Annotated in this window: 19 protein-coding genes; 16 read left to right on the plus strand and 3 right to left on the minus strand. The window is 68.6% G+C overall.

The features are described from left to right. Positions 1-40: 40 nt before the first annotated feature. The 6 genes from ABW16_RS05485 to ABW16_RS05510 all read left to right on the plus strand — a co-directional run bounded on the left by ABW16_RS05485 (position 41) and on the right by ABW16_RS05510 (position 7,343). Complete coding sequence (locus ABW16_RS05485) at positions 41-937, plus strand: phosphoribosylaminoimidazolesuccinocarboxamide synthase (RefSeq protein WP_047318167.1); 897 nt, start codon at positions 41-43, stop codon at positions 935-937. Next, on the plus strand, positions 934-3,051 hold the full coding sequence (locus ABW16_RS05490) for a S9 family peptidase (protein WP_047318168.1): 2,118 nt from the start codon (positions 934-936) through the stop codon (positions 3,049-3,051). The genes ABW16_RS05485 and ABW16_RS05490 overlap by 4 nt, the downstream gene beginning before the upstream one ends. 10 nt (positions 3,052-3,061) lie before the next feature. Next, positions 3,062-3,550: a glutathione peroxidase gene (locus ABW16_RS05495; RefSeq protein WP_047318169.1), complete on the plus strand. Its 489-nt coding sequence runs from the start codon at positions 3,062-3,064 to the stop codon at positions 3,548-3,550. Then, positions 3,550-4,893, plus strand: a complete 1,344-nt coding sequence (locus ABW16_RS05500) for a DUF2254 domain-containing protein (RefSeq protein WP_047318170.1) — start codon at positions 3,550-3,552, stop codon at positions 4,891-4,893. Before ABW16_RS05495 ends, ABW16_RS05500 begins: the two co-directional genes overlap by 1 nt. A gap of 61 nt (positions 4,894-4,954) precedes the next feature. After that, positions 4,955-5,668, plus strand: coding sequence for a DUF2334 domain-containing protein (locus ABW16_RS05505; protein WP_047318171.1), 714 nt, complete (start codon positions 4,955-4,957; stop codon positions 5,666-5,668). A gap of 19 nt (positions 5,669-5,687) precedes the next feature. Next, positions 5,688-7,343 (plus strand): FAD-binding dehydrogenase, encoded by a 1,656-nt coding sequence (locus tag ABW16_RS05510; protein ID WP_047318172.1) that lies wholly within the window; start codon positions 5,688-5,690, stop codon positions 7,341-7,343. Positions 7,344-7,449: 106 nt separating this feature from the next. Here ABW16_RS05510 and ABW16_RS05515 read toward each other — a convergent pair whose 3' ends face one another. Continuing rightward, positions 7,450-8,088 (minus strand): MBL fold metallo-hydrolase, encoded by a 639-nt coding sequence (locus ABW16_RS05515; RefSeq protein ID WP_047318173.1) that lies wholly within the window; start codon positions 8,086-8,088, stop codon positions 7,450-7,452. Between the two features lie 85 nt (positions 8,089-8,173). Here ABW16_RS05515 and purS point away from each other — a divergent pair, with 85 nt between their 5' ends. Then, positions 8,174-8,413 (plus strand): phosphoribosylformylglycinamidine synthase subunit PurS, encoded by a 240-nt coding sequence (gene purS / locus ABW16_RS05520; protein WP_024441898.1) that lies wholly within the window; start codon positions 8,174-8,176, stop codon positions 8,411-8,413. Further along, positions 8,410-9,084 carry a phosphoribosylformylglycinamidine synthase subunit PurQ gene (gene purQ, locus ABW16_RS05525; protein ID WP_047318174.1) on the plus strand — a complete coding sequence of 225 codons (675 nt, stop codon included), beginning with the start codon at positions 8,410-8,412 and terminating at the stop codon, positions 9,082-9,084. Before purS ends, purQ begins: the two co-directional genes overlap by 4 nt. A 23-nt stretch (positions 9,085-9,107) precedes the next feature. Here purQ and ABW16_RS05530 read toward each other — a convergent pair whose 3' ends face one another. Continuing rightward, positions 9,108-9,902, minus strand: a complete 795-nt coding sequence (locus ABW16_RS05530; protein ID WP_047318175.1) for a family 1 encapsulin nanocompartment shell protein — start codon at positions 9,900-9,902, stop codon at positions 9,108-9,110. After that, complete coding sequence (locus ABW16_RS05535) at positions 9,899-10,924, minus strand: Dyp-type peroxidase (protein ID WP_047318176.1); 1,026 nt, start codon at positions 10,922-10,924, stop codon at positions 9,899-9,901. Before ABW16_RS05535 ends, ABW16_RS05530 begins: the two co-directional genes overlap by 4 nt. A 52-nt stretch (positions 10,925-10,976) precedes the next feature. Here ABW16_RS05535 and ABW16_RS05540 point away from each other — a divergent pair, with 52 nt between their 5' ends. From ABW16_RS05540 to ABW16_RS05575, 8 genes are all read left to right on the plus strand, one after another. Then, the gene (locus tag ABW16_RS05540; RefSeq protein ID WP_047318177.1) at positions 10,977-12,236 is read left to right on the plus strand and encodes a M18 family aminopeptidase; all 1,260 of its coding nucleotides are present in this window, start codon (positions 10,977-10,979) and stop codon (positions 12,234-12,236) included. Between the two features lie 22 nt (positions 12,237-12,258). Further along, positions 12,259-14,553, plus strand: coding sequence for a phosphoribosylformylglycinamidine synthase subunit PurL (gene purL, locus ABW16_RS05545; protein WP_047318178.1), 2,295 nt, complete (start codon positions 12,259-12,261; stop codon positions 14,551-14,553). A 12-nt stretch (positions 14,554-14,565) separates the two neighbouring features. Then, complete coding sequence (locus ABW16_RS05550) at positions 14,566-16,269, plus strand: alpha/beta hydrolase (protein WP_047318179.1); 1,704 nt, start codon at positions 14,566-14,568, stop codon at positions 16,267-16,269. 63 nt (positions 16,270-16,332) lie between these two features. Next, a complete protein-coding gene (locus ABW16_RS05555; RefSeq protein WP_047318180.1) occupies positions 16,333-17,175 on the plus strand; it encodes an alpha/beta fold hydrolase in 843 nt (280 codons plus the stop codon). Between the two features lie 3 nt (positions 17,176-17,178). After that, positions 17,179-17,583, plus strand: coding sequence for a sterol carrier family protein (locus tag ABW16_RS05560; RefSeq protein ID WP_047318181.1), 405 nt, complete (start codon positions 17,179-17,181; stop codon positions 17,581-17,583). Positions 17,584-17,634: 51 nt separating this feature from the next. Beyond that, on the plus strand, positions 17,635-19,152 hold the full coding sequence (gene purF, locus ABW16_RS05565) for an amidophosphoribosyltransferase (RefSeq protein WP_047318182.1): 1,518 nt from the start codon (positions 17,635-17,637) through the stop codon (positions 19,150-19,152). 133 nt (positions 19,153-19,285) lie between these two features. Next, positions 19,286-20,551, plus strand: coding sequence for an aromatic ring-hydroxylating oxygenase subunit alpha (locus ABW16_RS05570; RefSeq protein ID WP_047318364.1), 1,266 nt, complete (start codon positions 19,286-19,288; stop codon positions 20,549-20,551). A gap of 14 nt (positions 20,552-20,565) precedes the next feature. Then, a complete protein-coding gene (locus tag ABW16_RS05575; RefSeq protein WP_082133982.1) occupies positions 20,566-20,886 on the plus strand; it encodes a hypothetical protein in 321 nt (106 codons plus the stop codon). Positions 20,887-20,893 lie beyond the last annotated feature (7 nt).

The raw sequence follows: 20,893 nt of genomic DNA on the forward strand, positions 1-20,893 counted from the left end.
CCGGCTTCGGCGGTCTTGCGGTCACCGATAGGCTGACGCAATGTCGCGACCCGCGCTCTCCGATTACCAGCACCTGGCCAGCGGCAAAGTCCGCGAACTCTACCGGATCGATGATCAGCATCTGCTGTTCGTCGCGACCGACCGGATCTCGGCGTTCGACTACATCCTCGACAGTGAGATCCCGGACAAGGGCCGCATCCTGACCGCGATGAGTGTCTTCTTCTTCGACCTCGTCGAGGCCCCCAATCACCTGGCCGGCCCGCCCGACGACCCGCGCATCCCCGATGAGGTGCTCGGCCGCGCGCTGGTCGTGCGCCAGCTGAAGATGATGCCGGTCGAGTGTGTGGCACGCGGCTACCTGACCGGCTCGGGTCTGCTGGACTATCAGCGCAACGGCGCCGTGTGCGGCATCCCGTTGCCGCCCGGACTGGTGGAGGCCAGCAAGTTCCTCAACCCGCTGTTCACTCCGGCGACCAAGGCCGAGATCGGCGAGCACGACGAGAACATCTCGTTCGCGCAGGTGATCGACCTGGTGGGCCCGGTGCGCGCCGGCCAGCTGCGCGACCGCACCCTACAGACGTACGTGCAGGCGGCCGACCACGCGCTGACCAAGGGAATCATCATTGCCGACACCAAGTTCGAGTTCGGGATCGACGAACACGACAACCTGGTGCTCGCCGACGAGGTATTCACTCCCGACTCGTCGCGGTACTGGCCGGCCGACCACTACCGGGCCGGGGTCGTGCAGCAGAGCTTCGACAAGCAGTTCGTCCGCAACTGGCTGACCGGCCCGGAATCCGGCTGGGACCGGGCCGGGGACCAGCCGCCTCCGCCGCTGCCGGACGACATCATCGCCGCGACACGAGCCCGCTATATCGAGGCTTACGAACGTATTTCAGGCCTGTCCTTCGACGACTGGGTCGGCCCCGGAGCATGACCGACGTGTCGCAGGATCGTCCGGGCCCACCTTCGGCCAAGCGGGTAGACAGCACGCGCACGCACCACGGGGATGTCTTCGTCGACTCCTATGAGTGGCTGCGCGACAAGTCTGATCCCGCGGTGATCGCCCACCTGGAAGCCGAGAACGCCTACACCGACGCTGCCACGGCACACTTGGAACCCTTGCGGCAGGCCATTTTCGACGAGATCAAGGCCCGCACCAAGGAGACCGACCTGTCGGTGCCGGCCCGTCGCGGCGACTGGTGGTATTACGCGCGCACTTTCGAAGGAAAGCAGTACGGCGTCCAATGCCGTTGCCCGGTCAGCAGCCCGGACGACTGGGACCCGCCGCAGCTCGACGAGGCCACCGAGATCCCCGGCGAGCAGGTGTTGCTTGACCAGAATGCCGAGGCCGAAGGGCACGACTTCTTCGCACTCGGCGCCGCCAGCGTCAGCCCGGACGGCAACATCCTGGCTTACTCCGTCGACGTCGTCGGCGACGAGAGGTACACCCTGCGGTTCAAGGACTTATCGACTGGCGAACTGCTTCCCGACGAGATCGCCGGGATTGGCGCCGGGGTGACCTGGGCGACCGACAACTCGACCGTCTACTACGTGACTGTCGACGAAGCCTGGCGCCCGGATACTGTGTGGCGCTACCGAATCGGTGCCTCGGCAGCGCCCGCTGAGCAGGTCTACCATGAGGCCGACGAGCGATACTGGCTCTCGGTGGGGCGTACCCGCAGCGACGCCTACGTGTTGATCGTGGCCGGTTCGTCGATCACCACCGAGTTGCGCTACGCCGACGCGGCCGACTCGCACGCCGAGTTCACGGTGGTGCTGCCCCGCCGTGAAGGCGTCGAGTACTCCGTGGAGCACGCCATCATCGGCGGCCAGGACCAATTCCTGATGCTGCACAACGACGGTGCGGTCAACTTCACCTTGGTGCAGGCCCCGGTGAGTGACCCGGCCGCGCAGCAGACCCTGATCGCCGGAAGTGACGATGTGCGGCTCGACGCGGTGGATGCCTTCGCGCACCACCTGGTGGTCGGGTACCGTGCCGAGGGCCTGCCCCGAATCCAGCTGTGGCCGATCGGCGCCGACGGTGACCTCCAACCGCCGCAGGAGATCACGTTCGACACCGAGCTGACGTCGTCGGGCCTGGCCAGCAATCCGAACTGGGACGCCCCGAAACTGCGGGTGGCCGCCACGTCGTTCATCACCCCGGTGCGGGTCTACGACATCGACCTTGCCGCCGGTGAACGCACCCTGCTGCGCGAACAACCCGTGCTGGGCGAGTACCGCAGCACCGACTACGTCGAATACCGCGACTGGGCCTACGCCGAGGACGGCACTCGGATCCCGGTGTCGATCGTGCACCGGGCCGGTATCGAACTTCCCGCTCCGACACTGCTTTACGGATACGGAGCCTACGAAGCATGCGAGGACCCGCAGTTCTCGATCGCTCGGCTGTCGCTGCTGGACCGGGGCATGGTGTTCGCCGTAGCCCACGTTCGCGGCGGCGGTGAGATGGGCCGGCTGTGGTACGAGCGTGGCAAGCTGCTGGAGAAGAAGAACAGCTTCACCGACTTCGTCGCCGTGGGACGTCACCTGATCGATGCGGGGGTCTGCCGGCCCGGGCATCTGGTGGCGATGGGCGGCAGCGCAGGCGGGCTGCTGATGGGGGCGGTGACCAACCTGGCGCCGGACCTGTTCGCCGGAGTGGTGGCGCAGGTCCCGTTCGTCGACCCGCTGACCACCATCTTGGACCCGTCGCTGCCGCTGACCGTCATCGAGTGGGACGAGTGGGGAAACCCGTTGGACGACAAGGACGTCTACTTCTACATGAAGTCCTACTCGCCGTACGAGAACATCACCCGCCGGGAGTACCCGCCGATCCTGGCGATGACCTCGCTGCACGACACCCGGGTGTACTACGTCGAACCGGCGAAGTGGGTCGCGGCGCTGCGGCACACCAAGACCGACGGCAACCCGGTGTTGCTGAAAACCGAGATGAACGCCGGCCACGGCGGTATCTCCGGGCGCTACGAACGCTGGAAAGAGATCGCGTTCTCCTACGCCTGGCTGCTGGCGGTTGTCGGCTGCGGGTAACGTCGCGGCCATGAGCCTCGCCGATATCCCGCTGACCACCCTTGACGGCCGTTCCACCTCGCTGGCCGACTACGCCGACCGCGCGGTCCTGGTCGTCAACGTCGCGTCCAAATGCGGACTCACCCCGCAGTACGGTGCGCTGGAGAAGCTTGCCCAGGACTACGGCGACCGCGGCCTGACCGTGCTGGGCGTGCCCTGCAACCAGTTCATGGGTCAGGAGCCCGGCACTGCCGAGGAGATCCAGACCTTCTGCTCCACCAGCTATGGGGTGACGTTTCCGTTGCTGGCCAAGACCGACGTCAACGGTGCGGACCGACACCCGCTGTATGCCGAGCTGACCAAAGCCGCCGACGCGGAGGGCGCCGCCGGCGACGTGCAGTGGAATTTCGAGAAGTTCCTGCTCGCCCCGGGTGCCACCGTGGTCAACCGCTTCCGGCCCACCACGGTGCCGGATGCGCCCGAGGTGATTGCCGCCATCGAAGCCGTCCTGCCTGGCTGATGCATACCCGGTCGGAACGCTTCCCCAGCGTGCGGGCAGCGGCGCTGGCCTACCGGTTCCGCGAGAGCCTGTTCGCGTTGCCGTTGGTGATCGTGTTCGGCGGGATGGCGCTCGCCGTCGCCACCCGGGTCGCGGACCGCAACATCGGCCCGTCGCCGCGCTACCTGCTGAAGATGGACAGCAGTGTGGCCACCACACTGCTGTCCACCATCGCCGGGGCGACGATCACCACGGCGGGAGTCATCTTCTCGCTGACCATCGTCAGCCTGCAGCTGGCGAGTTCGCAGCTGTCGCCCCGAGTGATGCGGTGGTTCATTCGCGACCGGCTCAGCCAGGTTGTCATCGGGCTGCTGGTGGCGACGTTCGTCTACTGCGTGCTGAGCCTGCCGGACCTCAAGGGGTCTTCGCCGGTCCCCGCGCCGCCGCTGACGGTGACGGTTGCGGTCGTGCTGACGATCGCCACCGTCATCACGATCATCGCCCACGTCGACCATCTGGCCCACCGGCTGGAGGTGGGACAGGTGGTGCGCGAGATCGCGGCCGAGGGCTCGATGGTGATCGACGCCGTCGCGGCCGCCGCCGCCCACGAGCAACCCGCTCCCGAAGACGACCTGGATGTTCCCCCGGACGCACTGCGGTTGACCTCGCCCGGCAACGGCTGGGTCAGTCAGGTCAACCCCCAGCGGCTGCTGGCTGCGATCCCGGCCGGCACCACAATCCGGTTGGACACCCGTGTCGGCGCCTACATCCACCTGGGCCAGCCGCTGGTCACCATCTGGCCGGTGCCGGCCAATCCGGATCGGGTGCGGGACAAGCTGTCTCGGGCCGTCGTCGTCAGTGACAGCCGCACCATGCAGGAAGACGTCGACTTCGCCTTCCGTCAGCTGGTCGATATCGGGCTGCGTGCACTCAGTTCGGCGATCAACGACCCGACGACCGCGGTGGAGGCCACACTGCGGGTGGGCAGCCTGTTGCGCCGTGTACTGACGGTGCAGCCGCGACCGCGGGCGGTGGCCGGCCCGGACGGGCGAATCCTGTTGCGACCCTGGGATCTCGACCCCAAGGAGTACATCGGGCACGGTTTCGACCAACTTCGGCAGGTGGCGCCCAGTCAGCCCCTGGTGGCTGCGGCGATCCTGCGGGTGCTGCGGATGCTGGTCGCCCATGTCAAGGAATACGGCCGGCCGGAGCACCTGCCGGCGCTGCGGGAGCAGACCGACCTGCTCCTGGAATCGCTGGAGAGGGCGCCGGATCTGCATCCCCGCGATCTGGCCCGGCTCAAGGCGATCGCCGCCGACACCACCGATCCGGCTGACCACAGCCGCCGTCGGGCGACTCCGTAGCGCTATCTGACGTCTTCCTTGATGTCACCGACTGGACACCTGCCCTGGTCACACTGATGTTGTGACCGGACAACTGATCGTCTCCGTCTCCGGGATCGGGGCAACCACTCGCGCCGATGCCGAGGCCTTCTGCGCACAGCTGGATGCCCGCGGCGTACCGGTCTCGCTGCTGGTGGCGCCGCGACTGGGTGCCGACTACCGGCTCGACCGCGACCCCGGCACCGTCGACTGGCTGACGCAGCGGCGCGCCGACGGCGCGGCGATCGTGCTGCACGGCTTCGACGAGGCCGCCACCAAGAAGCGCCGCGGCGAGTTCGCCACGCTGCCCGCCCATGAGGCCAATCTGCGCCTGCTCGGCGCCGACCGCGTACTGGAGCACTTGGGACTGCGCACCCGGCTGTTCGCCGCGCCCGGCTGGACCGTGTCGCCGGGAACGGTGATAGCGCTGCCGCGCAACGGTTTCCGGCTTCTGGCAGGTTTGCACGGCGTCACCGACCTGGTGCTGGAGCACACCGTGCGGGCCCGGGTGATCGGTGTCGGGGCCGGATTTCTCACCGCGCCCTGGTGGTGCCGGATGGTGGTGGCGACCAGCGAGCGCATCGCGCGCCGCGACGGCGTGGTGCGGCTGTCGGTAGGCGCACGCCAGCTGAGGAAGCCGGGCGTGACCGAGGCAATGCTGGAGGCGGTGGACACCGCGCTGGGACACGGTTGCCGGCCGGAGCGTTACCGCTGGCCGCTCGCACCGGTGGACGTGGCCGCGGAGCTGAGCGCCTGAGTCGTTACCCTGGGACGCCATGAGCGGTAGGGCGGACGCTGACGCGATCGTCGTCGGGGCGGGCCTGGCCGGCCTGGTGGCGGCCTGCGAACTGGTGGAACGCGGCCAACGGGTGTTGATCGTGGACCAGGAGAACAGCGCGAACCTGGGAGGGCAGGCGTTCTGGTCCTTCGGCGGATTGTTCTTCGTCGACAGCCCCGAGCAGCGCCGGCTGGGGGTCCGCGACAGCTACGAACTGGCGCTCCAGGATTGGCTGGGCACCGCCGGTTTCGACCGGGCGTGCGACCACTGGCCGCGCCAATGGGCGCATGCCTACGTGGACTTCGCCTCGGGCGAGAAGCGCAGCTGGTTGCGGGCCCGCGGGCTGAAGGTCTTTCCGCTGGTGGGTTGGGCCGAGCGTGGCGGGTACGGCGCGATCGGGCACGGCAATTCGGTGCCCCGGTTCCACATCACCTGGGGCACCGGACCGGCTTTGGTGGAGATCTTCGCGGGCCGGCTGCGGGGCCGCTCGAAGGTCCGGTTCGCCTTCCGGCACCAGGTCGACGAGCTTATCGTCGAAGGCGGCCGGGTGAGCGGGGTGCGGGGCAGTGTCCTGGAACCCTCGGCCGCGAAACGTGGAGTGGCGTCATCGCGGAACACGTTGGGACAGTTCGAGTTCCGTGCCCCTGCGGTGCTGGTCACCAGCGGTGGCATCGGCGGCAATCTCGATCTGGTGCGGCAGAACTGGCCGGAGCGGATGGGTCGGGTTCCCGCGCAACTGCTGGCCGGGGTGCCCGCCCACGTCGACGGCCGGATGATCGGGATCACCGAGGCGGCCGGCGGCCGGGTGATCAATCGGGACCGGATGTGGCACTACACCGAGGGCATCACCAACTACGACCCGATCTGGCCCGGCCACGGCATCCGCATCATCCCCGGCCCGTCGCCGCTGTGGCTCGACGCCGCCGGCGTGCGGCTGCCCGGCCCGCTGTATCCCGGATTCGACACCTTGGGCACGCTGGAACACATCGCGCGCTCCGGCCAGGACTACACCTGGTTCCTGCTGAACCGGCGGATCATCGAGAAGGAGTTCGCGCTCTCGGGCCAAGAGCAGAATCCCGACCTGACCAGCCGTAGCCTGCGTCAGCTGGCCGCCTCACGTGCCCGGTCCGGGCCGCCCCCGCCGGTGCAGGCGTTCATCGACCGCGGGGTGGATTTCGTGCACGCCACGTCGCTGCGTGACCTGGTCGCCGCGATGAACGACCTGCCCGACGTGGTGCCGTTGGACTACGCGACGGTCGAGGCCGAGGTCACCGCGCGCGACCGCGAAGTGGCGAACCGATTCAGCAAGGACGGTCAGCTCACCGCGATCCGCGGCGCCCGCGCCTACCTGGGCGACCGGATCGGCCGGGTGGTGGCCCCGCATCGGCTGACCGATCCGTCCGCCGGTCCGTTGATCGCGGTCAAACTGCACATCCTGACCCGTAAGGCGCTGGGCGGCTTGGAAACCGACCTGGACTCCCGGGTGCTGGGCGCGGACGGCAAGCCGATCGACGGGCTGTATGCCGCCGGCGAAGTGGCCGGCTTCGGGGGCGGCGGCGTGCACGGCTACCGGGCGCTGGAGGGCACGTTCCTGGGCGGGTGCATCTTCTCCGGTCGTGCTGCCGGCCGGGGCGCCGCGAGCGATATCGCCTGAGGCCGGTTTCCCCGCGAGCGTGGTGACGCGAGCGTGCACAGATGTACGGCGTAGCCGGCGTGTCGCGGTACAGACACGCCCGCTCGCGCAAGAGGCTAGCAAGAGGCTAGAAGGTGACGGCGCTTTCCTGCGGCAGCACCTGGAAGTCGGCGCGCCCCATCTCGGCCAGGCGGCCGTGATAGATCCCGCGGGCCTCGGTGGCGATGATGCCCTGGTGGATCGGCACCGCGGCCCGCGGCGCCACTGCTCGCAGGTAGTCGACCGCCTCGGAGATCTTCATCCACGGCGCCGCCGCCGGGGTGGCCAGCACGTCCACCGGTTCGCCGGGCACGAACAGCGCGTCGCCGGGGTGCATCAACCGGGCCGGATGCGCGTCGTCGCCGACCAGGTAGGAGATGTTGTCGATCATCGGCAGCTCCGGGTGGATCACCGCGTGCTGCCCGCCCACCCCGCGCACCCGTAGCGGCCCGACGTCGAAGGCATCCCCGACGTGCACCGGCTGCCAGGGCGGGCCCAGCTGGGCGGCGGTCTGCGGGTCGGCGTAGAGCGCGGCGCCCGGGTTCGCGTCGATCAGGGCCGGCAGCCGCGCCACGTCGGCGTGATCCGGATGCTGATGCGTGACCAGGATGGCCGCCAGACCGGTGATGCCCTCGAAGCCGTGCGAGAAGTTGCCGGGGTCGAACAGCACCGTGGTCCCGTCGAAGTCGGCGAGCAGGCAGGAATGGCCGAAGTGGGTCAGTTGCATACCTAAAGATTGTGCGCTCCGGAGCCGCGGGTGGGCATCGGTATTGTTGACCCGACCGATTCCCCGTCGACAGTAGGGAGCACCCGTGGCCCGGGTGGTTGTTCACGTGATGCCCAAAGCCGAGATCCTCGACCCGCAGGGGCAGGCGATCGTCGGAGCGCTTTCTCGGCTTGGACACACCGGAGTGTCGGATGTGCGGCAGGGCAAGCGTTTCGAGCTCGAGGTCGACGATTCGATCGACGACGCCGCGCTGGCCGAGATCGCCGAATCGCTGCTGGCCAACACGGTGATCGAGGACTTCACCGTCAGCCGGGAGACCTCGTGAGCGCCCGGGTCGGGGTCATCACCTTCCCCGGCACCCTCGACGACGTCGACGCCGCCCGCGCGGTCCGGTTCGTCGGTGCCGAGCCCCTCAGCCTCTGGCACGCCGATGCCGACCTCAAGGGCGTCGACGCCGTCGTGGTGCCCGGTGGCTTCTCCTACGGCGATTACCTGCGCTGCGGGGCCATCGCCCGGTTCGCCCCGGTGATGGGCGAGGTCATCAAGGCTGCCGGTCAGGGCATGCCGGTGCTCGGCATCTGCAACGGCTTCCAGGTGCTGTGCGAGGCCGGATTGCTGCCGGGTGCGCTGACCCGCAACGTCGGGCTGCACTTCGTCTGCCGCGACGTCTGGCTGCGGGTGACCTCCACCTCGACGGCCTGGACCTCCCGGTTCGAGGCCGACGCCGACCTGCTGGTGCCGCTGAAGTCGGGCGAGGGCCGCTACGTGGCCTCCGAAGCGGTGCTCGACGAGCTGGAGGGCGAAGGCCGGGTGGTGTTCCGCTACCTCGACAACATCAACGGCTCGCTGCGCGATATTGCCGGGGTGAGCTCGGCCAACGGCCGGGTAGTCGGGCTGATGCCGCACCCCGAGCACGCCATCGAGGCCCTGACCGGGCCCAGCGACGACGGCCTGGGGCTGTTCTACTCCGCGCTGGACGCGGTGCTGGCGGCCTGAGCCGCGCCCGGCTCAGCCGCTGGTCAGGTCAGTGCGACTGCGGCTTCGGCGGTGTAGCACAGGAATGTCAGCGTCTCCTGCAGATAGAGCTGCACATTGTCGGCGTCGTGGGAGAGGTAGCCGATCGACACATCGGTGCCCAGTTGCAGGTCGAAGTCGCCGCCGCGGGTGGTGAGCACGAACGCGCCGTCGATTGCCGGTGCCCAGATGATGTCGCCGGTGACGAGCCGGCGCAGGTGTTCGAGGATGGGGTAGCCGTGGTCGGAGGTCTCGGCGACCTTGGTGTAGGCGTCGGCCGACAGCAGCACCGAGTAGGGGCCGTCCACCCCGGCCAGTCGCAGTGACGAGAGCGCCTGGCTGATCACGTCCGGGATGTCGCGCGGGTCCTGCGGCAGGGTGAGTTCCGGATTCGAGCTCGCGGCGCGGATGCCCTGCACCGAGGCGGCCGGGTAGCCGCCGAAGATGATCCGGTCTTCGGCGAACGCCAGCTTCTTGGCCGCGGCTTTGACCGGGTCCCAGTCGGGGTCTTGGGAGCCGCGCTCGACGCCGTCGATCTCTTCGCGCGAGAGGGTGAACGGAACCCGCAGGCGTACCAGTGGTTTGCTGTCGCGCAGATCCGCTTGGACGCCGTCGGCCGGGGCGCCGATGCCGGTCAGCCGCCCGGTGCCCACCGCGGCTGCGGTCGGCCCGGCGGGTTCGCTGACGTCGACGACTCGGCGCCCGGCGATGTGCCGCTTGAAGGTGCGGGTCGCCTCCTGCTCGAAGTCGGCCCAGGCCGATTCGGTGACCGGGGCCAGATCGCGATACAGGTTGTTCATTGCGAGATTCCTTTCAGGCTGCCGATGTTCAGTGAGCCCGCACCCTCGGGGCTGGTGGGTTCGGCGGTGATGGCCGGGGCTGGTGTCGCTGAGCCCGGAAGTGGCGGGGGGTCATCGAGGAAATCGGTGGAGGGGGCGAAGAACAGTCCGCCGGTCAGCGCGGTGGAGAAGTCCAGGATGCGATCGGTGACCCCGGGTGGGTCGCCGAGGAACATGTTGCGCAGCATCCGCTCGGTAACCTGCGGACTGCGCGAGTAGCCGATGTAGTAGGTGCCGTGATCGCCGGAGTTGGCGGTGCCGAAGGGCATGTTGGCGCGCACGATGTCGAGTTCGTTGCCGTCGTCGTCGGTGATGACGTTGAGTTTGATGTGGGCGTTGGCGGGTTTGTCGGCGTCGTCGAATTCGATGTCGTCGGCTTTGGTACGGCCGATCACGCGTTCTTGGTCGTCGACGGGAAGGGCGTCCCAGGCGGTCATGTCGTGCAGGTATTTCTGGATGTGCACATAGCAGCCGCCGGCGAAGTCGGGGTCTTCGTCGCCGACCGCGGTGACGGCGAGGGCGTCGTCGCCGGTGGGGTTCTCGGTGCCGTCGACGAAGCCGAGCAGGTCGCGATTGTCGAAGAACCGAAAACCGTGTACCTCGTCGGCCACGGTGACCGCGCCGCGCAGGGTCCGCAGGATGCGCCGGGCCAGCTCGAAGCAGACGTCCATGGTTTCGCCGCGGATATGAAACAGCAGATCGCCCGGGGTGGCCGGGGCGGTGTGTCGCGGACCGACCAGCTCGACGAACGGATGCAGCTCGGCCGGCCGCGGTCCGGTGAACAACCGGTTCCAGGCATCCGAGCCGATCGAGATCACCAGCGACAGCTGTTTGGTCGGGTCGCGGAAGCTGATCGCCGACGCCATTCCGGGCAGGTCCGCCAATGCGTCGTGTACCTGTGTCTCACCGCCCTCATCGATGGTGACGACCAGAAAAATGGCCGCACAGGTCAGGGGAGCGGTGACGGGCTGAACGGACGGCACGGTATCGACCCTAACGCCCCCGTCGGCGTCCGGATGCGAAAGACTTGAGCCCATGGCGGCCACCGCAACCGGATTATGCGAGTTCATCGACGCCTCACCGTCGCCGTTTCACGCCTGCGTGACTGTGGCCGAACGGCTGCGGGCCGCCGGCTACACCGAGGTCGCCGAGACCGACCGATGGCCGCAGGCGCCCGGTCGGTACTTCACCGTCCGGGCCGGTTCACTGATTGCGTGGGACAGCGGCGCAACGAGCCCGGCCACCCCGTTCCGGATCATCGGCGCACATACCGACAGCCCGAACCTGCGGGTCAAGCAGCATCCGGCCCGGGAGGTCACCGGCTGGCAGTTGGTGGCCCTGGCGCCCTACGGCGGCGCCTGGCTGAACTCCTGGCTGGACCGTGACCTGGGGATCAGCGGGCGGCTGTCAGTGCGCAGCGGCGCGGGAATCAGCCACCGCCTGGTCCGTATCGACGAGCCGATCCTGCGGGTGCCGCAGCTGGCCATCCATCTGGCCGACGACCGCAATTCGGTCACCCTGGACCCGCAACGCCACGTCAACGCGGTGTGGGGAGATGGCCGGTCTCCGGACTTCCTCGGCTACGTAGCCGAACGCGCCGGCGTGGAACCCCGCGACGTGCTGGGATTCGACCTGATGACCCACGACCTCGCGCCGTCGGCGGTGGCCGGGGTGGGCCGGGAATTTGTCAGCGCGCCGCGGCTGGACAACCAGGCCAGCTGCTACGCCGGGCTGGAAGCGCTGATCGCAGCCAAGCCTGGTCGCCACCTGCCGGTGCTGGTGCTGTTCGACCACGAGGAGGTCGGGTCGACATCGGACCATGGTGCCCAGTCCGATCTGCTGCGAGGCGTCCTGGAGCGGATCACGCTGGCCGCCGGCGGCGACCGGGAGGACTTCCTGCGCCGGCTGACCGCCTCCACGCTGGCCTCGGCGGACATGGCGCACGCCACCCATCCGAACTACCCGGACCGTCACGAACCGGGCCATCAGATCGCGGTCAACGCCGGCCCGGTGCTCAAGGTGCAGCCCAACCTGCGTTACGCCACCGACGGCCGCACCGCCGCCACTTTCGCGCTGGCCTGCGAGGCGGCGGGGGTGGCGCTGCAGCGCTACGAGCACCGGGCCGACCTGCCGTGCGGATCGACCATCGGCCCGATGAGCGCCGCGCGCACCGGGATCCCCACCGTTGATGTGGGCGCTCCGCAGCTGGCCATGCATTCGGCGCGGGAACTGATGGGCGCGGGCGATGTGGCCTCGTATGCGGCGGCTCTGAGGGCATTCCTGGCCCCCGACTGAGCCGAAATCGGTGCCATAGACTGTGCCCGTGACGCCCCCGACCACGCTGGACACCGTCGAACACGCCGCTGCGACGCCGGATCACCCGCAACCGTTCGCGGAGTTGGGTCTTAAGGACGACGAGTACCAGCGCATCCGCGACATCCTGGGCCGCCGCCCCACCGACGCCGAGCTGGCCATGTACTCGGTGATGTGGAGCGAGCACTGCTCCTACAAGTCCTCCAAGGTGCACCTGCGCTACTTCGGTGAGACCACCACCGACGACATGCGCAAGGCCATGCTGGCCGGCATCGGCGAGAACGCCGGCGTGGTCGACATCGGCGACGGCTGGGCGGTCACCTTCAAGGTGGAGTCGCACAACCACCCGTCCTACGTCGAGCCCTACCAGGGTGCGGCCACCGGGGTGGGCGGCATCGTGCGCGACATCATGGCGATGGGCGCCCGCCCGGTCGCGGTGATGGACCAGCTGCGTTTCGGCGCCGCCGACGCCCCCGACACCCGGCGGGTGCTCGACGGGGTGGTGCGCGGCATCGGCGGCTACGGCAACTCCCTGGGGCTGCCCAATATCGGCGGCGAAACCGTCTTCGACCCGTGCTACGCGGGCAACCCGCTGGTCAACGCCCTGTGCGTCGGCGTGCTCAAGAAGGAAGACCTGCACCTGGCGTTCGCCTCCGGTGCCGGAAACAAGATCATCCTGTTCGGGGCGCGTACCGGCCTGGACGGCATCGGCGGGGTGTCGGTGCTGGCGTCGGACACCTTCGGCGGGGACGAGAGCGGCGCGGGCCGCAAGAAGCTGCCGTCGGTTCAGGTCGGCGACCCGTTCACCGAGAAGGTGCTCATCGAGTGCTGTCTGGAGCTGTACGCCGCCAAGCTGGTGGTCGGCATCCAGGACCTGGGCGGTGCCGGATTATCTTGTGCCACTTCCGAGTTGGCTTCCGCCGGCGATGGCGGTATGGCGATCGAGCTGGAGAAGGTGCCGCTGCGCGCGGCGAACATGACCCCCGCCGAGGTGCTCTCCAGCGAGTCGCAGGAACGCATGTGCGCCGTGGTCGCCCCGGAGAACGTCGACGCCTTCATGGCGGTCTGCGACAAGTGGGACGTGCTGGCCACGGTGATCGGCGAGGTGACCGACGGCGACCGGCTGCAGATCACCTGGCACGGCCAGACCGTCGTCGACGTGCCACCGCGCACGGTGGCCCACGAAGGCCCGATCTATCAGCGCCCGGTCGCACGCCCCGACACCCAGGACGCCCTCAACGCCGACCGTTCGGACAAGCTGCCGCGGCCGGCCACCGGGGAGGAGCTGCGCGCGACTCTGCTTGCGCTGCTGGGCAGCCCGCACCTGTGCAGTCGGGCGTTCATCACCGAACAGTACGACCGCTACGTGCGCGGCAACACCGTGCTGGCCGAGCACGCCGACGGCGGGATGCTGCGCATTGATGAGGCCTCCGGGCGCGGGATCACGATCTCCACCGACGCGTCCGGTCGCTACACCAAGCTCGACCCCTACACCGGGGCGCAGCTGGCGCTGGCCGAGGCGTACCGCAACGTGGCCGTCACCGGAGCCACACCGATCGCCGTCACCAACTGCCTGAACTTCGGTTCCCCGGAAGACCCCGGGGTCATGTGGCAGTTCGCCGAGGCCGTGCGCGGTCTGGCCGACGGCTGTGCGGCGCTGGGGATTCCAGTGACCGGCGGCAATGTGAGCTTCTACAACCAAACCGGCGCCACCCCGATCCACCCCACCCCGGTCGTCGGCGTGCTCGGTGTCATCGACGATGTGAGCCGGCGTCTTCCGACCGCATTCGGCGTCGAACCGGGCGAGACGCTGATCCTGCTCGGCGACACCCGCGACGAGTTCGACGGGTCCATCTGGGCGCAGGTGACCGGCGATCACCTGGGCGGTCTGCCGCCGAAGGTCGATCTGGGGCGCGAGCAGCTGCTCGCCGAAGTGCTGAGCGCCGCTTCGCGCGACGGCCTGGTGTCGGCTGCCCACGACTTGAGCGAAGGCGGGCTGATCCAAGCCGTGGTCGAGTCGTCGATCGCCGGTGAAACCGGTTGCCGCATCCTGCTTCCCGAGGACGCCGATCCGTTCGTCTTCCTGTTCTCCGAGTCGGCGGGCAGGGCGCTGGTGGCGGTGCCGCGCACCGAGGAGAGCCGGTTGCGCTCCATGTGCGAGGCGCGCGGCCTGCCGGCCACTCGCGTCGGAGTGGTGGACCAGGCCTCGCAAGAGGTCGAAGTCCAAGGGCAGTTCAGTGTGTCGCTGGCGGAACTGCGCAGCACCTCCGAAGCGGTGCTGCCGGGGATATTCGGATAAAGTCCCAGCGGCATGGGAACAGTCGCGCCACCGGCGAGACACCCACTGGTGGTGTGGGCGTGGAGCCTGCTGCGGCTGGGGTTCGTCGGGGTGGCGTTCGGTGCGCTGTTCTTCTGTCTGTCGCTGACCCCCTCGCTGCTGCCGCGCGACTGGCTGTTCCAGGGGCTGATCGGCGGTATCAACGCGGCCTTCGGCTACGGCCTGGGGGTGCTGATCGGCGCAACGGTGGAGCGGTTCGTGTTGCGCGGCGCCAGCTGGTGGCCGCCGCCGCGCCCGGTCTTGTTCTCGCTCAAGGCAACTGTGGTGGTGGCGGCCCCGGCCGCGTGCGTTGTGATGCTGATCCCGGCCGCCGGCTGGCAGCGCCAGGTTTCCGAGCTGCTGGGCATCGAGGGCCCGGCGACACTGGGCTACCTGCGCACCCTGGTCGTCGCGATCGGCGTGTCCGCCGCGCTGGTCGCGACAGTGCGGGTGCTGATCGACGCCAGTCGGCTGCTGGCGCGAGCGCTGATCCGCCGTTGGCACCTGAACAGCGAAGTCGCGATGTTCATCGGCAGCGCGATCGTCGTCGTCCTGCTGACCACCTTGATCAACGGCGTGCTGATCCGCGGTTTCTTCGCCGGAGCCAGCGCGGTGTTCCAGCCGGAGGACAGCGACACCCAGCCCGGGACGAGCCAGCCGCTGCAACCGGAGCGATCCGGCAGCCCGGAGTCGTTGGCGCCCTGGGCCACCCTGGGGAGTCAGGGCCGCAGCTTCGTCGCCGGGGGAGTGCACGCCGCCGAACTCACCCGGATCAACGGACGGCCCGCCCGTGAACCCATCCGGGTGTACGCCGGGCTGCACAGTGCGGGCGACGATCAAGCCCGGATGCAGCTGCTGCTCGACGAACTGGACCGCACCCACGCCTTCGACCGCCAGGCGCTGGTCGTGGTGCCCACCACCGGCACCGGGTGGGTCGACCCGGCCGCGTCCGACGCGATCGAGATGCTCTACAACGGCGACACCGCAATCGTCGCCGTGCAGTACTCCTACCTGCCGAGCTGGATCTCCTTCCTGGCCGACCAACGCAAGTCGATGGACTCCGGACGGCTGCTGGTGCAGACCATCGCCGAGCGCTGGCGAGGCCTGCCGGTCGACCATCGGCCCAAGCTGGTGCTCTACGGCGAGAGCCTGGGATCGATGGCCGGGCAAGCCGCGTTCGACTGGCTGCCCGACGTCGCCGAGATGGGCTACGAGGCCGTGCTGTGGGTGGGGCCACCGCAGGCCAGCCCGCTCTGGCATGCGCTGCTGGTGCGACGTGACCCCGGCAGCACCGCGGTGCTGCCGCGCTACGACAACGGACGTACCGTGCGGTTCGCCCAGGGCACTTTGCCGGCCGAGATCGCCCGGATTGCCGCGCCGCCGTGGACCGGTACGCGGGTGCTGTTCCTGCAGCACGCTTCCGACCCGGTGGTGTGGTGGTCGCCGGATCTGCTGTTCGCCCGACCCGACTGGCTGACCGAGGCGCCCGGCCCGGACCGCACGGCGTCCATGCGCTGGTACCCGGTGGTGACGTTCTGGCAGGTCAGCGCGGACCTGTTCCACGGTGAGCAGATGCCTGCAGGGCACGGACACAACTACGCGGACACCATCCTGGACGGCTGGGTGGCGGTGCTGCCGCCTGACGGCTGGACGCCGTCGGACACCGAACGGATCCGCGCGGCCCTGCGACGCGGATAGGCCATCGGGTTCAGGCGCCGGGGCCGGGTACCGGCGCCCAGCGCCATGCGGGATGCTTCACCCATGGAGCGATACACCCGTGACGGCCTGGTCTTCGATGTTCGCGACGCCGGGCCGCCGGACGGGCCCGTGGTGGTGTTGCTGCACGGCTTCCCGCAGCGCAACGACAGCTGGAACGCCGTCATCGACCGGCTCACCGCCGCGGGCTACCGATGCCTGGCGCCCAACCAGCGCGGTTACTCACCAGGTGCCCGGCCGCCCCGGCGCCGCGACTATCGCCTCCCCGAACTCGTCGCCGACATCGGTGCGCTGATCGACGCCAGCGGCGCGCAGCGCGTGCACCTGGTGGGCCACGACTGGGGTGCCGCGGTCGCGTGGGGAGTCGCAGCCGAACTGCCCGAAAGGCTCGCCACCGTGTCGCCGGTCTCGGTGCCGCACCCCGCCGCGTTCGTGAAGGCGCTCGTCACCAGCCGCCAGGGCCTGGCCTCGTGGTACATGGGCTTCTTCCAGTTGCCATGGCTGCCGGAATGGGTGATGACGCGCGGCGGCGGCGCCCGGGCCGCCAAGACCTTGCAGCGTGGCGGGCTGCCGGCGGCCGCGGCCCAACGCGATGCGCGGGCCATGACCGAACCGGGAGCGTTGACCGGCGGGCTCAACTGGTACCGGGCGCTGCCCCTGTCGGGGCCACGGGCCGCCGCCGGGCGCATCTCGGTTCCGACGATGTATGTGTGGAGCGACCGTGATTTCGCACTGCGGGACAAGGCGGCTCGCAACACGGCCCGCTACGTCGACGGGGACTACCGATTCGAGATACTGCCGGGCGTCTCGCACTGGATCCCCGACACCGAGCCGGACCGGCTCGCCGACCTGCTGCTCGACTGGTTTGCCGCACACCCAGTCGACTGACCCATGGCAGCCGCCCGCTCACGTCCGCAGCTGGACCCGGCGCAGACCCGCGCAGCAGTACTGGCCGTCGCGGACTGGCTGCGCGACGACACGCTGCCGGCCCCGGCCCGCGCCGAGTTGGCGGCGGCGGTCCGTCTGACCGCCCGCACCCTGGCCGAGCTGGCGCCGGGCGCCAGCGTGGAGGTGCGGATACCGCCGTTCGTCGCGGTGCAGTGCATCGCCGGGCCGCGGCACACCCGCGGCACCCCGCCCAACGTGGTCGAGACCGATCCGCGCAGCTGGCTGCTGCTGGCCGCCGGGCTGCTGGAGACGGGCGAGGCGACTGCTGCCGGAAAGCTGCGACTGTCGGGTTCGCGAGCCGCCGAGATCGCCGATTGGTTGCCGTTGGTGAAACTTGACGCTTGTTGACCGTAGACTGAACATCGTCACTGTGGCCCGTCCCCCTGGAGCAGCTGAAACGTGCCGGACCAGCAGGTAGTAGACCTCGAGAATGCACCCCGTGAAGAGTGCGGCGTATTCGGTGTATGGGCTCCCGGCGAAGAAGTAGCGAAGCTCACTTATTACGGCCTGTATGCGCTGCAACACCGTGGCCAGGAGGCAGCCGGGATCGCCGTCGGCGACGGCTCGCAAGTGCTGGTCTTCAAAGACCTGGGCCTGGTCAGTCAGGTTTTCGAGGAGCAGACGCTGGCTGCCATGCCCGGGCACGTGGCCGTCGGGCACTGCCGCTACTCCACCACCGGCGACACCACTTGGGAGAACGCCCAGCCGGTGTTCCGCAACACTGCGGCCGGCACCGGGGTGGCCCTCGGTCACAACGGCAACCTGGTCAATACCGCCGAATTGGCCCGTCGCGCCCGTGAACTGGGCCTGATCGACACCCGCCGGCCCGGCGTGGCCACCACCGACTCCGACATCCTGGGCGCGCTGCTGGCGCACGGGGCCGCCGACAGCTCCCTGGAGCAGGCGGCGCTGGAGCTGCTTCCCACGGCGCGCGGCGCCTTCTGCCTGATCTTCATGGACGAGAACACCCTGTACGCGGCCCGCGACCCATGGGGTGTGCGGCCACTGTCGCTGGGCCGGCTCGACCGCGGCTGGGTGGTGGCCTCTGAGACGGCCGCGCTCGACATCGTCGGTGCCTCGTTCGTCCGCGACATCGAGCCCGGGGAGCTGCTGGCGATCGACGCCGACGGCGTGCGCTCCACCCGATTCGCCAACCCCACCCCGAAGGGGTGCGTCTTCGAATACGTCTACCTGGCCCGGCCCGATTCCACCATCGGCGGTCGGTCGGTGCACGCCACCCGGGTGGAGATCGGTCGTCGGCTGGCCCGTGAACACCCGGTCGAGGCCGACCTGGTCATCGGCGTGCCGGAGTCCGGCACCCCGGCCGCGGTGGGCTACGCCCAGGAGTCCGGCATCGACTATGGGCAGGGCCTGACCAAGAACGCCTACGTCGGGCGAACCTTCATCCAGCCCTCGCAGACCATCCGTCAGCTCGGCATCCGGCTCAAGCTCAACCCGCTGCGGGAGATCATCCGCGGCAAGCGGCTGATCGTCGTCGACGACTCGATCGTGCGGGGCAACACCCAGCGCGCCCTGGTGCGGATGCTGCGCGAGGCCGGCGCTGTGGAGGTGCATGTGCGGATCGCGTCTCCGCCGGTGAAGTGGCCGTGCTTCTATGGCATCGACTTCGCCTCGCCGGCCGAGCTGATCGCCAACGCCGTCGAGGACGAGACCGAGATGGTCGAAGCGGTACGGCGCGCTATCGGCGCCGACACCCTCGGCTACGTCGGGCAGGAAGACATGATCGCGGCCACCGAGCAGCCCAAATCGCGGCTGTGTTGCGCCTGCTTCGATGGCAGCTACCCGATCGAGCTGCCCCACGACAGTGCCCTGGGCAAGAACGTGATCGAGCAGATGTTGACCAACACCGCGCTCAAGGCCGAGAGCGACAGCGACGCTGCGCTGAGTCAGTCCTAACCCGAAGTCCGTCATTCCGTAACTGCTGACACTGGCTTCCAGCCCCAAGTATCAACTACTTGACACTAATCGGGCCACTCGATAGCGTCGGCGCCAACGAGACTCGTGACCCGGTGTGAGGACAGGAGTGGTTGTGGCGCGTTTTCCCAAGCCGCCCGAGGGCAGTTGGACTCAGCACTATCCCGAACTCGGTACCGAACCGGTGTCGTATCGCGATTCGGTCAGCCCGGAGGTCTACGAAAAGGAGCGCGCGGCGATCTTCCGGCGTGCCTGGCTGAACGTCGGTCGGGTAGAACAGCTTCCGCGAAAGGGCAGCTACTTCACCAGGGAACTGAAGGTCGTCAACACCTCGATCATCTTGGTGCGCACGGGATCTGACGAGATCAGGGCGTACCACAACGTCTGTCGGCATCGGGGCAACAAGTTGGTGTGGGACACCATGCCGTTGGAGGAGACGAGCGGGAACTGCCGCCAGTTCACCTGCAAGTACCACGGCTGGCGCTACGACCTGGACGGCAACCTGGCCTTCGTCCAACAGGAGGAGGAGTTCTTCGACCTCGACAAGAGCCGCTACGGGTTGGTCGGCGTGCACTGCGACGTCTGGGAAGGATTCATCTTCGTCAACTTCGCCGCCGCCCCCGAGCAGTCGCTGCGGGAATTCCTGGGGCCGATGGTTACGGCCTTGGAAGGCTACCCATTCGGGCGTATGACGTCGCGGTGGCAATATCGCTCGTCGGTCAACTCCAACTGGAAGCTCTTCCTGGACGCGTTCCAGGAGTTCTATCACGCGCCGGTACTGCACGGGAATCAGACGCCGACGGCCTTTCGGGTGGCGGCCGAGCAGGCCGGCTTCGAGGCGCCGCACTACCGAATCGAGGGCCCGCACCGCCTGGTGAGCACCTCGGGGGTGCGAGCCTGGGAGATGTCGGCCGAGATGCGCAAGCCGATCGAGGACATCTGCCAGAGCGGGTTGTTCGGGCCGTGGGACCCGCCGGATATCGGCCCGATGCCCGACGGCCTCAATCCCGCGAAATGCGATCCGTGGGGGTTGGATTCGTTTCAGATCTTCCCCAACTTCACGATCCTGTTCTGGGGCCAGGGCTGGTACCTGACCTATCACTACTGGCCCACCGCGCACGACTCGCACATTTTCGAAGGCACGCTGTACTTTCCACAGCCGCGGACTCCCCGCGAGCGAGTCGCCCAAGAACTGGCGGCGGTGTCGTTCAAGGAGTACGGATTGCAGGACGCCAGTACGTTGGAGGCCACCCACACGATGATCGGCACCGGTGTGGTGGACCGCTTCCTGCTCAACGATCAAGAGGTGCTGATCCGGCACTTCCACGCCGAGACCGCCGCGTGGATCGCCGAACACGAGCGCGCGGCGGCGAAGGTGTGAGAACCGTGTCCGCCATGCTGCCAAAGGAATTCATCGACCTCGAACCGTTCACCGACTGGTGCCTGCCCTCTGAGCCGGAGCGGTACGCCAAGCGCCTGAGCAGTTCCATGCGCGACATGCAAGCGTTCTACGACGCCATCACGGCCCGTGCCGAAGACGCGCTGGCCTACTGCGACAAGTTCAGCCTCGACGATATGCCCGAGGATGTGTTGAACCTGATGCACCTGCTGTATTCCATGATCACGGTGGCGTTTCCGGCCGAAGCCTGGAAGCAGCCGCGCGTTCCGGACTCCGGGGCCGCGGTCATCGAGTGCATCTCCGAGCCCTTCCCGTGAGCGGCCC

It is taken from the genome of Mycolicibacter heraklionensis (assembly GCF_001021505.1).
GTDB classification, from domain to species: domain Bacteria; phylum Actinomycetota; class Actinomycetes; order Mycobacteriales; family Mycobacteriaceae; genus Mycobacterium; species Mycobacterium heraklionense.